This is a genomic window from Lacihabitans sp. LS3-19, from assembly GCF_024343575.1.
In the GTDB taxonomy this organism is placed as follows: Bacteria; Bacteroidota; Bacteroidia; order Cytophagales; family Spirosomataceae; genus Leadbetterella.
The window spans coordinates 19,755-36,662 of the sequence record NZ_RJUA01000003.1 but is presented as its reverse complement, the minus strand read 5'-3'; the positions used below and the strand labels follow the sequence as shown (position 1 = coordinate 36,662).

At 32.7% G+C, this 16,908-nt stretch carries 13 protein-coding genes; 11 read left to right on the top strand and 2 right to left on the bottom strand.

The window, feature by feature from the left end:
• Positions 1 to 16: 16 nt before the first annotated feature.
• From EGI22_RS04130 to EGI22_RS04080, 11 genes are all read left to right on the top strand, one after another.
• On the top strand, positions 17 to 403 hold the full coding sequence (locus EGI22_RS04130) for a LytTR family DNA-binding domain-containing protein (RefSeq protein WP_255066595.1): 387 nt from the start codon (positions 17 to 19) through the stop codon (positions 401 to 403).
• A 62-nt stretch (positions 404 to 465) separates the two neighbouring features.
• Entirely contained in the window at positions 466 to 2,100 is a 1,635-nt protein-coding gene (locus EGI22_RS04125; RefSeq protein WP_255066594.1) for a CsgG/HfaB family protein, read from the top strand.
• A gap of 12 nt (positions 2,101 to 2,112) precedes the next feature.
• Positions 2,113 to 2,625, top strand: coding sequence for a hypothetical protein (locus EGI22_RS04120; RefSeq protein WP_255066593.1), 513 nt, complete (start codon positions 2,113 to 2,115; stop codon positions 2,623 to 2,625).
• Between the two features lie 3 nt (positions 2,626 to 2,628).
• Entirely contained in the window at positions 2,629 to 4,266 is a 1,638-nt protein-coding gene (locus EGI22_RS04115; RefSeq protein ID WP_255066592.1) for a hypothetical protein, read from the top strand.
• A 115-nt stretch (positions 4,267 to 4,381) separates the two neighbouring features.
• Complete coding sequence (locus EGI22_RS04110; RefSeq protein WP_255066591.1) at positions 4,382 to 4,969, top strand: hypothetical protein; 588 nt, start codon at positions 4,382 to 4,384, stop codon at positions 4,967 to 4,969.
• A 12-nt stretch (positions 4,970 to 4,981) separates the two neighbouring features.
• Positions 4,982 to 5,962 (top strand): VWA domain-containing protein, encoded by a 981-nt coding sequence (locus EGI22_RS04105; protein ID WP_255066590.1) that lies wholly within the window; start codon positions 4,982 to 4,984, stop codon positions 5,960 to 5,962.
• Positions 5,963 to 6,049: 87 nt separating this feature from the next.
• The gene (locus EGI22_RS04100; RefSeq protein ID WP_310588121.1) at positions 6,050 to 6,787 is read left to right on the top strand and encodes a DUF3575 domain-containing protein; all 738 of its coding nucleotides are present in this window, start codon (positions 6,050 to 6,052) and stop codon (positions 6,785 to 6,787) included.
• Positions 6,788 to 6,920: 133 nt separating this feature from the next.
• Complete coding sequence (locus EGI22_RS04095; RefSeq protein WP_255066589.1) at positions 6,921 to 7,193, top strand: DUF4282 domain-containing protein; 273 nt, start codon at positions 6,921 to 6,923, stop codon at positions 7,191 to 7,193.
• 40 nt (positions 7,194 to 7,233) lie between these two features.
• Positions 7,234 to 8,961, top strand: coding sequence for a hypothetical protein (locus EGI22_RS04090; protein ID WP_255066588.1), 1,728 nt, complete (start codon positions 7,234 to 7,236; stop codon positions 8,959 to 8,961).
• 53 nt (positions 8,962 to 9,014) lie between these two features.
• Positions 9,015 to 11,816, top strand: coding sequence for an ELWxxDGT repeat protein (locus EGI22_RS04085; RefSeq protein ID WP_255066587.1), 2,802 nt, complete (start codon positions 9,015 to 9,017; stop codon positions 11,814 to 11,816).
• A 3-nt stretch (positions 11,817 to 11,819) separates the two neighbouring features.
• Positions 11,820 to 12,251 carry a hypothetical protein gene (locus tag EGI22_RS04080; RefSeq protein WP_255066586.1) on the top strand — a complete coding sequence of 144 codons (432 nt, stop codon included), beginning with the start codon at positions 11,820 to 11,822 and terminating at the stop codon, positions 12,249 to 12,251.
• A 117-nt stretch (positions 12,252 to 12,368) separates the two neighbouring features.
• On the opposite strand, the gene EGI22_RS04075 is transcribed toward EGI22_RS04080, so the two are convergent.
• Positions 12,369 to 13,451, bottom strand: a complete 1,083-nt coding sequence (locus tag EGI22_RS04075) for a PorP/SprF family type IX secretion system membrane protein (RefSeq protein WP_255066585.1) — start codon at positions 13,449 to 13,451, stop codon at positions 12,369 to 12,371.
• Positions 13,448 to 16,720 (bottom strand): PKD domain-containing protein, encoded by a 3,273-nt coding sequence (locus tag EGI22_RS04070; RefSeq protein WP_255066584.1) that lies wholly within the window; start codon positions 16,718 to 16,720, stop codon positions 13,448 to 13,450. Before EGI22_RS04070 ends, EGI22_RS04075 begins: the two co-directional genes overlap by 4 nt.
• Positions 16,721 to 16,908 lie beyond the last annotated feature (188 nt).

Below are 16,908 nucleotides of genomic sequence, written 5' to 3'. Positions count from 1 at the left end.
CTATATTCCAATTATTATGAAACGTATTGACGAGTCTATATTTATATCTAACAACAATCGCTATGAGCGAATTGACAAGATAGATATTCTATTTATCGAAGCACAGGGTTCGTATGTAGACATTTATGCTCATGATAGAAAAATTAGCTTTTCTACTCACCTAAAAAGCATATTAGACCAAATGAAAGACGAGAATTTTGTCCAAGTTTCAAGAAAACATATCGTCAACATTAACCATATTCAAGAAATACACAATGACTACCTGACAATATCCAACTTTAATATTCCAACCTCAAAAATGTATAAGTCAGATTTGTTAGAAAAAATTCCGATTATCAAAACAAAGCAAAAAGTCCTGATAGAAAAGTCAACTGTTCTATCAGAACACTTGGTGGTTTTATAAGAACACAAAAGTCATTCTTTATTCATTTAATATTTTTAAAAAATAAACCAAAAACAGTGAATATGAAAATAAAACTACTTACTCTAATGCTATTCTTTTTAAATCAAGCATTAGTCTTTTCACAAAAATCGCCCAAAATAGTTTTGGAAGAAGTAAACCAAAGATGTAAAGGGACCAAATTTGAAGACAAAGTAATTATCCAAGTCGAAAGGTTTAGCACCAGCACGCCAAAAGCTTCTGGAAAGTTTGGTGGTGAATTGGCAACCATGCTTACTAATGCTCTACAGGGTACAAGCTGTTTTAGGGTTTTAGGTCTAAATAGAGACCTTTCAGACAATACAGCAAGCATGTCTCTTATGCAATCGGGCTTTGGATCTGGAGGTGCACAAGCTGGAAAAATGCTAGGTGCACAATTAATCGTAACTGGAGAAGTGACAGAATATAGTGAAGGACAAAAAGGCACAAAAGTAGCTGGATTCAGTATGAGTTCAAACAATGCAACTGTCGGCTTTATATTTCAAGTCAAAAATCCTCAGACCAATGAGCTTTTGTTTTCTAAGTCTATCAACATGAGTGGGACTTCTTCGGGATTTTCAGGAGTTAAGTTTGCCGGTTTAGATATTGCAGGAACCATTGAAAACAAAGCTTTAGCAGATGCTTGTGAGAAAGCTATTATTAGAGCCGTAGAAGTCTTGGTTGATGAGAAAAAAAACATTCCAATTCCTGACCCCATAAAAATTGAACCTGAAAAAATATTTGATGCAAGCAATTGTTCAGTCTTAAAGTCTGGCAAAGGCCCAAGTGTAATGGTATTTATCCCAGAGGTTCTTACCTATGGTAACTCGGCTGCTGACAACACAAATAGAGCTAAAATAGACAGAGTCTCAGCTCAAGAAAGAGAATATCAAGAAAGACAAGAAAATCGACAATTATTAAGAGACATATTTGCTGCTCCAAGAAATAGTACAAACAACAACACTCCAGGCTCTACATCAATTAACAAAGGAAACGCTGTTTACAAAAAAGTACAAGTTGAAGAAGCAACTGCTGAAAATGAAATAATAAAATATTTTATTGATGCGGGTTTTAAAGTAATTGACCCTAAGGTTTACAGTAAACTTATGGGGGAAGAATCTCTAAATGATGACCCTGGAAAATTAGCTGCATTAGGAAAACAAATGGGTGCAAATATTGTGATAACGGGATTTGCAACTAGCGAAAGATTAGGCATTCAAGCAAATATGAACTCCTTCAGAGGAAAAATTGATTTAAGAGCCATTACCACAGATGATGCATCCATATTAGCAGCAACAACAGAAGAAAGTGGTGGTATAGATGTTTCTGAAACAGTTGCTTCTAAAATTGCTTTAAGAAATGCATCGAAAAAAGTAGCAAATTATTTATTAGAAAAGATATGTTCAAAAAACATTTCTTACGAAAAATTAGCATCGGCTTCAAACTCAACGACAGTAAAGATTAACAATGTAAGTTTTTCTCAACTAACTGCAATAGTAAATAGCTTAAAAACAAATAAAAAAATTGTAGATATCAAAAGATCACTTAGTTCTGGTGTAGGTGAACTTATCATAATGCATGAACTAGATATTGATAAAATAGCAGAATTATTATCAAGTCCTGCAAATGGTCTTGAAATAACTGGAATGGACGAAAAAACAATTGAAGCAGAAAAAAAATAAACCAAATAGAAAATGAAAAAAATTATTTTAACAGTAATTATATCTGTAATTTCTTTAAGTCTTAAGGCACAATCAGAAGGTGAAACAAGTGCATCGGTAGGAGTAGGAATCATAAATACTGGGATAAACTTAGAAGGTCAAAGAGTAATAAAAGATAATATTGGTGTGGCAATATATGTTTCAGTCTCCGACTTTTCAAGTAAAGTTTATTCCTATACCAAAGACAAAACCTTGCCAAATCCTGATTTTGATTTCGGCATAAAAGGATACTATTATCTTAATGAAATTCTTAATCTAGATGATAAAATCGGAGCTTATGTTAGTGTGGGCGGAGGAGTTAGAGTCTACAAGGGTTATGGACTATTTGATTTATATGAATTAGATCCAAGCATTAAATTACATACAAGATTGATAGGTCGTCTAGGAGGAACTTATAATATAAGCGACAACAACAAATTCTATTTAGAAATTGGCAGAGGACCATCTTGGATTTCAGGAGGAATTAAAATCAATTTAAAAAACTAATCAATGAGGAAACTAGTCTTATTAACCTTGATTTTATTTTTTAATTTTTCAGGATTTTCACAAAGTCCAAGTGTGTTAGTTTCTGCTATTTCAAAAGAAATAAAAGAAACTCAAACTGAGTCAAAGTCATTCCAACAATTATTAGAGCTTGCCAACAATGATGGTAAAGCTAAAGCAAAAGTGGTTGAAATTGACAAAAAAGGAAAAAGTACGATAAATGAATATTCCTTTAATTTTAGAGATATCTCCAAGGAAGCTTTACGTTACAAAATTGAGAAAGATTTAATAAAAATTACTGTTGCAACTTCCGCAAAGGCAAATTTTATTGAAATAAGAGAAAATGGAGAATTTAAAAAGTATGACAACGAATTTGATTTTTTTGTTAGAGATTATGAAAAAGCAAAAGAAATAATTGAGAATCTATCAACCATTCAAGGATACTATTCAGAGATTAAACCTGAAAATTCTCCTCCGCTTGAATTTAATCTATTAAGTGACTGGTTAATAAAAAACATAGAAGAAGTAAGGTCTGAAAAAACCAATATTGAGCAATCAATATCATTCAATCCTGAAAATCCTGTTTTGGCAACTTTCACCACTAAAGAATCAACTTCTAAAGGCCAAAAGGTAATATTCTACAATTTTAACTTGGGAGACCTTAATTGTGAAAATCTAAATATTAAGGTTAAAGGCAATGTATTCAGTTTGGAAATACCAACAAAAGGAAAAGCAAAGTTTATTAGTGTTAATGAAAATGGTAAAGCTGAAAATAACAAATCAGATTTCGAATTACTAAATACTGATTTAGATAAAATCAAACTCTGGAGAGAAGCATTTAAATTAATAAGTACCCAAGCTGAGGAAATATATTCTCGCTCAGTTCCTAATGTTGAAAACCAAGAAAATGCAATTGCCTATTTCAATAAAGCATTTTCGAGTAAAATCTCAAAAAACTGTGACTGTTCTCTTGAATTCAAAGATGATGATAAAGCAAAAAAATATGATTTTAATTTTTATGATTTAGATGAATATTCTCCAGTTTTTAAAGTTTCTGGTCAAAATTACCAAGTGAATATTAAAAGCAAAGGTGGTCAAAGTTTTATCAGTTCGTTTGAAGGAGATCAATTGGATAAGTTCACTAATTCATTTGCCCTATTGCACAACGATTTAGAAAAATTTAGATATATGGATAAAGCTGTAAAAACAATCATAAAAAATTGTCAAGACATATACAAACTAAATGTCCCAAGTGGCAAAATAGAAGAACGAATTGATTGGTTAAAAGTCAAAATTCCAAATTTTAAAAATGAATCAAGTGCTATAAATCAAAAACTTGAATATAAAGAGGGGGAACCATGCAAATTGACCTATAAAACAACAATTAATAATTCTGGAAAAACCAAAATTATTGAACACGAAATCAAGCCATATTTACTTGACGTATACTCAAGCATGGTAAAAATAAGTGGCAAAAATGCATTTGTAACCTTCAATACCATTGCCAAAGAGAAAGTAATAGCTATTGTAGAAGATGGTAAACCTGGCAGTTTTGTCAATACATTTTCAATACAAATAGATGATGTACAAAGAGCCAAAGAGGTTTACGAGGTATTCAGAACAGTTATAAACGATTGTAAATAAATCAATTATGAAAATACAAATTACTATAATACTAATGTTTTGCTTTTTCTCGACATTCAGCCAAGAGACTGAACAAGAAACGAAAATTCTTAATTCTAAACCGAAAACCAAAAAGATGAGTAGTCCAAAACTCAATTTTCCAGGCATTTCAAATTTCAGCTTAGCTATTGGCGGAGGAGCCAACTACTACATCCCGAGTTTTGACCAAAACTGGACTGACCCAAAACTAGGAGTAGGATTAAATTATGGATATGGTTTCTATATTAATACTTCATCAAGGTTAAATGAAAAATATGGAATTACAATCACTTCTGGTAAGACCTTTTCCAAAATCCAAAAAGAATTTGTAACAGAGGGTGTTTTCCAATATTCCGCTGAAGAAAACTTGGGCGTGATACCAATAATATTAGGCTTAAGGAGGTATATGGGAAAATCGTTTTATGTAGAACCTGGTGTAACTATTCATCTTCTTAAATCTAAAATAAAGACTTCCGAAACCCATCCATTTGGGAAATATGAAAAAGCAGACGCAGGGACTAAGTTTGGTTTAAACATAGCAATAGGCACAGATGCTCGAATAAAAAAAATGGTTGTTGATATTTCAGTATTTGGGAATATCACAGAAACTAAAGAAAGCTTTGGTATAAGAGACCCTATGGTATACACTGGAATGAAAGCACTAATTGGTTTTGGAAAAAAATAAAATTAAATCATTATGAGAAAATTACTATTTATAATTATTACAACATTTGTAACATTTGGTTGTACAAGAATTGTCGAAATTGAAATTCCGCCCTATAAGGCTGAACCTAGCGGCTCTGTTTTGACCTCAAGGGTTGTTTCGTCAAATCCTGGAAGTTATATAGTTGAGGTAGATTTACACATAGTAGATGATAGAGCTCAATATATTCGAAATCTAACATCTGATAATTTTTCAATTCCCTCCAGCTATCCATTTGAAAACTATACTTTCTCTTTAAATGATTTTAAAAGAGGACTAAGTACAGACTATAAAGGAACTTATGCGGCAATGTTCTTAATGGACCAAAGCGGTAGTATACTTTCTACAGACCCATATGATTCTAGAGTAGAAGCCGCCAACATATTTTTGAACAATTTAGGGCCAAGTGATGTAGTTGGCTTATCATCCTTTACAAATTCTTATTTCACAGTTCATCATAAAATAGGATCTGAAATCAGTCAAATTAGAAGTACCTTAAATATCTTGGCAAATTCTGAAGGTGGTGGAACTCCTCTATACATCTCGACATTCGATTTAACAGAGCTTTTATCAACCATGACAACAATTGAGAACAAAGCGTTAATTGTCTTTACAGATGGAGGAGATACAAATGGAGGAAAAACTCCTGATCAAATTATACAATTAGCAAAAGAAAAAAATATTCAAATATATACTGTAGGACTTGGGGGAGGTCTGAACAATTTAGATGTATTATCAAAAATTGCATATGAAACTGGTGGATATTTTATGTGGGCAGAGGATGCAAATCAATTAATAAGTTATTTTGGCACATTAGGTAATCTTTTGCAAGGAAACGCGAATTTCTATAGAATAAGATTCGAAATTAAAACTCCTTCTCCAATTACAAGTAAGACAAATTTTATATTTAATATAGAAGTAGCTTTATCACCCGTAAAAACTATTAAAATACCAATTTTAGTCACTCTGCCGTAATATTTTCTATTTTAATTGTTTAGCTAAAACACCATTTTTTGACAAGTCCTCTTTAAAATGTAGTAATACTATAAACTAAATATTCTAATGCGAAAATCTATTTTTTATATTTTGATTATTCTTCTAGTTATGATTCGTTTTACGAACGCGTTCTCGCAAAACAAAAAGAATTTGGTGAAAGTAAACTTAACTAGTTTGGCATTTAAAACTGGTTCAGTTCAATTGGAAAGAATATTGAGTAAAAACATTTCATTTGGGCTTTCGGGTTCTATTATGCCTAATACTCAAGTACCTTTTGCTAAGCAATTGAACAAAATAAAAAACGAAGATTATGAAAAATCTATGGAATTAGTGAACACTTCATTTTATTCTGTAACACCAGAAATTCGCTTTTATATGTCTAAAAAAGGATATGGACATGGGTTTTATTTTGCACCTTTTTATAGACATGGCCAGTATAACATTGAAAATACGGACGCATATTATGGTTTAAATGATAGTAAAACCATAAATACTATAGCCAAATTAAAGACCAATACGGGTGGATTTTCATTAGGGGCTCAATGGCACTTAGGAAATAGACTTACCTTGGATTGGATTATTCTAGGCCCGCATTTTGGAAATGCCAAAGTAAACTGGGAGGGTATAGTTGACAATAGCTTAACTTCTACAGATCAAAGCGAAATGAGAGAAGAATTCAGAGATTACGAATTTATATTTTCAGGACCTACCTCATCAGAAGTTAGCGAGAAAGGATTTACAAATAAATATAATGAGTATTGGGGTGGCATTAGAGCTGGAATAAGTTTGGGATTTCGGTTTTAAAAAAATATTATTTCAACAATGACTTGAGTTAGTTTACCTTCAACTAACCTAATTTCAATGACCACATAAGCGAAAATAATTTAATCTGAAAAAAAATAATTTTGAAAGAATTAACACTTAAACTATAAAATATATGAAACTAGAAGACTTCTTAAAATTCGACAAAATGATAACTCCCACTATCATTACAATTATTTATTATTTTTTAGCTGGGATTGCAATTCTAAGTGGTGTTGTGTTGATTATTAGAGGAATTTCGGCAGACTGGGGTGGAGGTATGATGGTATTCTGGGGTTTAATTACATTGGTTGCGGGTCCAATTTGGGCAAGGATTACCTGTGAACTAATGATTGTACTTTTTAAGATTCATGGTCGATTATCTAGCATTGATGAAAAAACTAAATAAGATTGAATAAAATATCCTCAAAATTTAAACTTTTAATAACATGAAAAATCCTTTTTTAAAAAAATCGATCTTTACGGTATTTATATTGATTTCATATTTCTCAAGCTTAGGGCAATCGGCTCAAACAACACCCGAAGGCACGCTAATCGCCAACCAAAATCCTAATGCCAATATGCCTTCTTCCGCAATTTTGGAGGTAAGAAGTACAAACAAAGGAGTATTAACCCCTCGCATGACAACTGCTCAGATAAATGCTATTTCTAGCCCCGTGATGGGTCTTATGGCTTATGACACTGATTTAAAATGCCTTAAAACCTATAATGGCACACTTTGGGAATGTACAGGAGCAAATGTAGTTGCTAGCACACCTTTGAGTAGTTCTTATGCATTTCAATCTGTAACGGATAATTATGCTTATTCCAAAGCAATAACAGCTGATAACTCAGGAAATACTATTTCTGTGGGTAGTTTTCAAGGTGCAGTTACATTTGGGAAAAATATTAACATAATGACCCTGACTTCAGCAGGCGACTATGATGGATATATTGTAAAACAAGACGCAGATGGGAATTTACTATGGGCTACCCAAATTGCAGGTAGTGCTAATTCTCAAGAAATTTTAGATGTAGATGTGGACGCTTCTGGAAACATAGCTGTAGTTGGATTCTTAAAAGGAAGTACAACTTTTTATTCTACTAATGGGGCATCGAGTTCTTTTACTACCAGCAGTAATTATTACTCTCAAATTTTCGTTGCAAAATATAATTCAACTGGTGTATTGCAATGGTTTAAAACTGCAGGTTCTTCTGGTAGTTATCACTGTGAAGGAAGAGGGGTAGCATTTGATGGAACAGGTAATATTTTCCTTACAGGCTTTTATAAAGGAGCCGTATCTTTTGATGGACTAACTTTTACCTCCATTAGTTCGACAGATGATATTTTTATAGCAAAAATTAATAGTGCAGGAGTTTATTCTTGGATAAAGACAGCAGGTGGCACCAGTAATACAGAAATTGGCCATAGAGTAGTTTGCGATAATTCTAACAATGTATATCTTTTAGGAATCTATTCTGGCACAGCAACCTTCGGAGAAACTACTTCGACGGTAACTTACACTTCAAGGGGTGAATTTGATGGATTTGTTGCTAAATATAACTCGAGCGGTACTCTCCAATGGTCGAAGACTTTTGGAAGTGTTTACGAAGACTATACAGGTGGGATTTGCTATTCTTCTGTTTCCAATTCAATCTATATTTGTGGTAGCTATAGAAGTACTATTACTTTCGGATCCGGGTTAGGTTCCAATGCACTTGCTGCTGTAGGCAATTCAATTTATTATTACAATGGGTATATGGCCAAATATGATTTGAATGGAAACATCCAATGGTCTGTCAGAAATGGAAATACCAACAGTGAACACAGCTACACAAATGACATTTCAACTGACAATAGTGGAAATCCTTATATTACTGGAACTTCTAGATATAACACCTATTTTTATTCTTATAATTCTCCTAATAATTTCTTTTTAAGAGGTGTGCAATACAATGAACCCTATTTAGCAAAATATAGCACATCCGGGGCACTACAATGGGCAATTATGGCAAATGACGGTTATGACGAATCCGTAAATGGTTTAGTTGTTAAAAACAACGTAGCATACGTTTTAGGTAATTTCAAAGAAGATCTCAATTTTGGTTATCAACAAATTCATGCTACTAATAATAGCTATAATGGAGATATTTTTATTTGGAGGTATTCTGAATAAGAAAAGCCATAAAAGCTAAACAAAAAAGAAAACAGCCTTTTAACTATTAAATTATGAAACGTAATATTTGTATTTTCTTTTTTATTTTTCCTTTTTATAATTCTACTTTTGCCCAACATGTAAAGTTGATTTCAAGTGGCATAAATGCAAACTTAAATGATGCCGCAATAATTGATGGTACAGCTTTCTTTTCTGCAAATGATGGAATAAATGGATGGGAACTTTGGCAAAGTGATGGAACTCAGGAAAAAACAAAGCTTGTTAAAGACATTTTTACTGGAACTCGCTTTGATAACTCGAGACCTCAAAAATTTACAAATATTAATCTTCAAAAATTTGTTTTTATAGCAAAAACAAAAGAAGCAAACGCCAATCAATTACTTATTAGTGATGGTACGAATGCTGGAACACAGATTATCCCAGGAGTAGTTGACCCCTCCAACCTATATAAAATAAATGAAAAAATTTACTTTATTGGCAAAAAAACAAGTACGAATATACGTTCACTATTTGTTTTAACAACTAATAGTATTACGCCAATAGTTTTACTTGATAATGTAACTAACAGCACAATTTTTAAAACTGGAGACCTATATTATTTAATGCAAACAGAATCTTTATATCAAATAAATGAATCTTTAAACACAGTAAAAAAAATATTAACATACTCAGTTTATAGAAACGACAAAAAACCATCAAAAATAGTAACTGCCAAAAGTCTAATTTATTTATTTTATAAAAATTCCAGTACAAGTTATGATATGGTAAGGTATAATATTGCTAATAATACTTTTGTAAAAATAAAAAACTTCTATTTTCTGGATGATGTAAAGGAACCTGCCCAATTTAATGGGGAAGATAATATTTACTTTACTGCGGATGACGGCAATTATGGGAAAGAACTTTGGAAAAGTAATGGTACGTCGGAAGGGACAAAAATGATTTCAGATATAAATAGAGGAGGAACTGGTTCTTCGCCATCTAATATGTTCATAACTCCTAATTTTTTAATATTCCAAGCTTTTGAAAGAGATGTATCAAGTTTTGACAGAAAATCATACGTTTATAAGTTTGATATAAAAAAGAACACTTTAAATAAACTAAAAAATGAAAAAAATGAACCTGGCAGCCAAATTTATCTGAGCGAAAAAATTAGCGATAATAAAACTTATTTCTTTGCAAATTTTTATACTAATGATCCTGATAGTAGTAGCAATTTATACTACAACAGCTTTTATTTAAAAACGGCAAGTTACAATCTTATATTTTCAGATACTGAAAACAAAGTTTCTAACAGTAGCTATCTTTATAGTACTGACAAAGAATTTAATGGAAAATACTATTGGTCGGGAATGGAATCAAAGTTTGGGTCTGCCGCCTACTGCCGAGGGACTGCTATTTATGAATATGATCCTATAGCTCAAAATACTAAAATAACTAATCACTTCCCCGATTCTAATTATGAAGATAATAACCCTATTTCTGATTCTAGAGATATTTATACATTTCAGATTGTAAAACATGGTATAATCGGAGCAAAACGAGTAAGTGATATTGAGAGTGATTACCCGCCTCGAATATTTGGTATTTATAACGTTTCTGATTGCGGAGGAACAGTTGAAATCGTTAGCTCTAACGGAAGATTCGCAAATTGCGTTAATTCAAACGCAGAGTTTTCCTATAGTTTAAAACCAAATATTGAAATTAAGAAAAATGAGTGGATTCTTGATCCACCTGGATCTTTTTGTGGGAGTTTAGGCAATAATAAAACACTAAAATTTGACAAAAATAAAGTAGGAATATTGTTCATTTCCATAACTGATAAAAATGGGTGTATGTTATTATCAGATACATATATTTCTTCAATTGAAGGAGGTATTCAAGCACAAATTAATACATCATTTGAATCAATTTGCAAAAATGAGACTAAAGTTATTAATACAAAAATCTTATCCGGGGTTGAGCCTTTTTCATTTTCTTGGTATAAAGACGATATAAAACTAATAGGAAAGATTTCGGATAGTTTACAAATCAACGAAAGTGGAAATTACAAAATCAATATAACAGATGGCTCAGGGTGCGAAACAAGCTTATCAAAAGAAATAAAAAGCAGTAATTTTACTGTGTCCATTACTGGAAATAATTCAATATGTGCAAATGAAAATACAAACCTAAATGCAAATATAATTGGAGGCATAGCACCTTTTATCTACCAATGGAAAAGTGGTAACTCAATAGTAGGCTCAAATTCAAATATCCTAAATACTAGTTCTGCCGCACAATATAATGTAAGCGTAACTGACTCAAAAGGTTGCACAGGAATATCTTCAAATTTTACAATTACTGCAAAACCTACTCCAAATGTAACCGTTTCCAAAAATGGAGAAACTAATATTCTAACTGGAAATTCTGTGATATTATCAGTTCCTATAGCGAGCGGTCAAACTTATCAATGGCTTAATGATGGAAAAGTTATATCGGGAGCCACAAGCAATAGTTATAAAGCTGAAAATGAAGGAGATTATTCTGTAATTGTAACTAAATCAGGCTGCTCAGCTACTTCTGAAAATATTCAAGTCAGTTTAATTTTAGCAAATGAACTTGAAATAATTTCAAAAGATTTAAAGGCTTATCCAAACCCATTTGGTAATTCAATTAATGTAAATATTATAAATTCTGAAATTAAAGAAGCTAAATTATTTTTAATTAATTCAGCAGGTTCTACAGTAAAAGAGTGGTATCTCACTAAGCAAGAAAATGTTTTAGAACTGATAGATTTACCTAGTGGAATTTATCTTTTACAAACCGATTTGGATAAAAGAAATTCTTCAATCAAACTTATTAAAAACAACTAAAACATGAAAAATATACTGTTTATTATTTTTGTTATTCTTTTTATTTCTTGCACAAAAGGCAGTATTAAACCCGTTTCTGACCTTATCAAAAAGAATTGGGCTGCTAAAAACATAAATGAAAATAATTTAGAAGTTTTTAGTATCGATGGTAGTAATAATATACGCCAAGGTTATTTTCAATTCAAGCTAAACTTAAGTTTGGGGTCTGTAATTTTTACTGATTTTGACGGAACAACTTTTACTGGCCAATGGGAAATTTCGACCGATGAAAAAACACTTATCCTTCTAAATTTAAACCCCTTACCTACCGGTACAAATGGCCAGATTGAGTTTTCAATAAACTCAATCACTGATATTGAATTAGTACTAACCAGAATTACAGCAAACCCTAAAACTGGGAATACTAGCACAACTTATATTTTAACTTCAAATTAAAACTATTTGATAAATTCAATTATTCAATGAGATTGTCCTTTTTTCAATTCTTGGTAAAAAAAAGAATGAAGTTTGGGTTAGAGTTTAAGTTTTGAATTTAAAAATTTACCCCACCCCTCAAAACCGATTACACTTCAATCGTCTTTTGCGTTGTAATTGAGTGTTTCCGAGGTCTAAAGTGGCGTCAAAACTGTACCAAAGGCTGATTTCGTGAGAGCCGTAGGTGTTAGCTAAGGAGAGTGAAGACGTAGTGAGGTCAAATGCGTATTGTAGCATCCATTTTTTTTGTTGTAAGCCAGTAATGAATATTACTGATTCTCTGGTTTGGGTTTTGAAAGATTTCAGCAAATTACCCCTTAGCCATACACCATATATTAATGGATAACTCAGATAATTCCACCCTAATGCTACCTGGCTCATGGGGCCTTGTTTGTAGTAATTAAAAGTAAAGGATTTGGTTTGTTCTATATCTATTTGGTTTCCTCTAGCTCTATAATATATCCGCTTGTCGTAGGATGTAATTCTGCCAAAATGAAAGCTGTATTTTGGATAAGTAATGGGGCCACCCGTCAAAGCCTTCTGAAAATGATCTACCGAAAACCCCACCCAGTTGAGTGGTAAATCTTCCCTGCTATTTTTGTCAATAAACTTAAAAACACCTCCTAAGCTAAAATCAGGCTTAAAAGTTGAGATATTGGAGGTTTTCAATGGGTCGTTTGAATTCACAATATTCAATTGCGAACTTCCTGCTTGTATTTGATCTGCAAACAGTTTTGATACATTGCTTCCATAACTTTGGTAAACGCCACCAACTTTCATAGCCAACTGGAAAGCTGTTTTTTCTATTTTGCTCTGTTCTGGAAAATTTATTGAAAAAAGCAAATGGCCGCTTTGGGAATTAACACCACTAGCTTGATTGTCGCTTGTCAATTGCACACCTGCATTCAGTTTGTCTGAGACGGGGCTATCTAGGGCCATTGAATAGGAATTTATTCCTTGAAAATTGAACCATTGCCACCTATTTGAACTCATTAATCTAACACCTCCAGATTCACCAGTAAATGCGGGATTTATAGCCAATGGATTGGCCGAGAAAAGTGACCATTGAGGATCTTGTACACCAAAAGGAATATCTTTACCTTTTTGGCTCATTCCCAATTTTGAAAAACAAAAAAAGAGTAAGAATATTTTATATTTCATCTTAATAAAGTAAAACTCCCCACACTTTTTTCCTTTAATTCCTGCCCACCCGTTTTTCCGAGTTTAAGTTCGTAGGTATATATCCCACTTGGCAAAGCCATGTTTTTGTAAGTCCCATCCCAACCTTCTGTTATTAAGTTTGGTTTAAAGTCTTTTTTGTCAAATACAATCTCTCCCCATCTATCTCTTATTCGTAAACTCAAAATATTTTCGATACCATCGGTAGCATATATCGTAAAGTAATCGCCTATACCATCCCCATTTGGTGTAAAAACCTCCGGCAATTTAAATTCACAAGCATTTATATTTAAATAATTTACTTTAGAAAGAGAATCTACACAGCCGTCATCATTGCTTACAATTAGTTTTATATCATAAGAACCATAGGCAAGTTTGGCTTCAAGTTCTTTGCCCGCACCTATATTTTTGCCGTCGGCAAACCAACTGTATAAATTACTATTGGTAGCGTTTGACACCAGTTTGAAAAACTCGGTTTCACAAAAGAACGTTGTGTCGCTTGCCAATGTAAAATCTACTTTAGGTTTTGGTCTTATGTCCAGCGATTTTTCTAAACTGTTTTTGCATTCTTTTGTGCTGCCAAAAACGGTAAGTTTCACTTTTTTTGTTCCTGCACTTTGATAAATAAATTCAGTGGAATAGTTCAAGCTGTCTAAAACTCCATTTTCTCCATAATCCCAAACAAATGAACTTGCATTGGGACTTTTATTTTCTAACATGACTTTTTCTCCTTCACACACTTTACTTTTTAATATTTCGAAATTAATATCTGGGGGTGGTTTTACTTTTATTTTCCTGTTTAAAGAATCGGAGCCACAAGAGGTTTTTGCTATCATGGTAATCAAATAATCATCTTTAGGGGCACTAAAAACATATTGTGTTGAATCTGTCAAGGCAAATAGTTTTCCATCAACTTTCCAGTTCCAATTGATGGGTAAAGGAGTTGTTGCGTCCTTAAACTTTACTATTTCACCTACGCAGGCCTCAATTTTATCCATGGTAAAAAAAGGAATAACTTTTTCAGGAAACACTGTAATATCTTGATAGGATGTGTCGCTTCCACAACCATTTTGAGCTATAAGACTAATCGTAAAAACTTTGGTATCAAGTCCAGCTGAAAACACATGAGTTAACGTATCTAGGATAGAAGGAGCATTAGAGCCATCTCCAAAATCCCATAGGGAAGTTCCAACTTTCCCTAGTGACCTATCACTTAGTTTTACACTAGCTGGACCACACCTATATACAGTTGAATCTACCCCAATTTGTGACTTCACCAATGGAAATACTTCTAAGGTTTTAGTGGCAATTTTAGTATCGCAGCTGTTTTTTGTTTTTAAACTAATCGTAAAAGTCTTATTTCCATAAGTTTGGTTTTGAAACATTTGTATGCCAGGGGAATAGGAAGTCGAAGTTTGACCATTGCCAAAATCCCATTCATAATCAACATCATTTCTTAAAGCTGCACTGGAGCTTAAAGTAATAGGCAAAGGAGAGCAACCGCTAATCTTATCTAAAGTAATATCAAAATTATCTGGGGGTGTACCTATTAAAACATTTTCTGTTTTTTGGGTTTTACATTGCCCTGACTTTGCTATCAATTTTAAACTTACGTTTCCAGCAGGAAGAACAATATTCGCAGGATTTTTAAGTGTAGAAATCACTGTAGACGAACCATTCAAATACCATTCATAATCACTGGCCCCACTTGAGCTATTTAATATTTGAGCATTTTGGCCGACACAGCCTCCAGACAAAGTAAATTCAGCCTTTGGATTACCTTTACTGATCGTTACTTTTTTAGAAGATTGACATGTAGCTCCTCCCACATTAGAGCTTACTTCATAAAATAAATCTTGGGAACTGTTAGTCAATGAAGACACTTTTAAGGTATCTCCAAAAATACATGTGTTACAACCAGGACTACTCCAAATACCACCTATTGGACTTGCTTGCAGCACCAAATTGCTTTGACCTTCACAAACCGACACATCCGAAGCTACAATATTTACTCCTTTTACGTCAACATTTGCTTTAGTTTCTGTTGCACAATTCCCCGTTCCAACCTGATACTTTATTTCGAACAATCCAGTGTTGAGCGGATCAAAAGTAGCTGAAGAGCCGTTTTTAATTAGATTATTTCCAAGCCAATTACCTCCAGCTGGACTTGCATTGATTAGGATTTGATTTGTGCCAACACATAAAACTGTGTCTTTTAGGTTAAGAAATTTTGCATTTTCTAAGGTTTTTACGAAAAAAGTATCTGCATAGCTAATGGTTCCACATTCATATTTAAATTCTCCTTTTACGATATAAGGATTGGCATTTACTCCTAGATTTTTTACCTCAGCAAAACCAAAAGAACTGCCGTTGAGCGTATAAGATGCTCCGTTTTTAGGATTAGGAATTTTATAATCAAAAGGTAAACATTGATCTGGCTGATTATCAATACCAAAGCTTGGTTTTGCAACCACACGATGAAAACAAGGAGCAGCAGAAACGTTTCCACAACTATTTTTTGCTACCAAAGTAACTTTGTAAGTTTTACTTTCGTCAAATTTTATTTTCACAGTTCCTGAGGATACATTTCCAGAAACAACAGAATAATTTCCTCCAGTAATTGACCATGAATAAGAAGTAGAATTCAGAGATGATGTGGCATCTAAGCTAATTATTGCTCCATTTTCTTGACAGAAGACTGTATCAGTGTTGGCGATTGTAAATCCAGAAAATGACATTTTAGGTTTTGGTTTTTTTTCTAGAGAAAAATTGAATGGTTTAGTATCTGATGCACAATATTGTGTAATAACTGTTAGCTTACCAGAGTAAGAGACATTAGGATCTGTAAAGCTAAAATTTGGAACCTTATTGGTAGAAGTACGCCCATCGTTAAATTCCCATTTGTATGTAACCCCTGTACCTTCTGGGCAACTTTTATTATCAAAAACTATCGGTTGACCCTCACATGCTTGTTTAACAACTGGAACGGGGTTAGGACTTCTACCAAAAAAAATATCATACTTAACATTATCAGTTGCATCAATCTCATTTCTAGCTCCCACTTCAATTTCTTTTAATGGAGTGCATGAATTTAAAAAATCCTTTACATTATATTCATGAAAAAATTGTTTTTCGCCGACAATGTCCTCAACTTGGGTTTGATTATCTCCCCAATCTATTTTATATTTACCTGAACCGCCTTTTGCAACAACCGTTATACAATGATTTTTGAGGCTGTCAGTATTTCCCACACAGACGACGCCTGTATTTGAACATGGTTTTATTTCAACTTTAGTTTGACTAAAACAATCAAATGTAAATACTATGAAAATAAAAGAAAAAACGGATAAGCTCTTTAGACACGTTAAAGAACATTTTTTAATTCTAAGAACCATCAATCAAAAGGATTTTACAAATTTTAGCTCAACATATTAATACT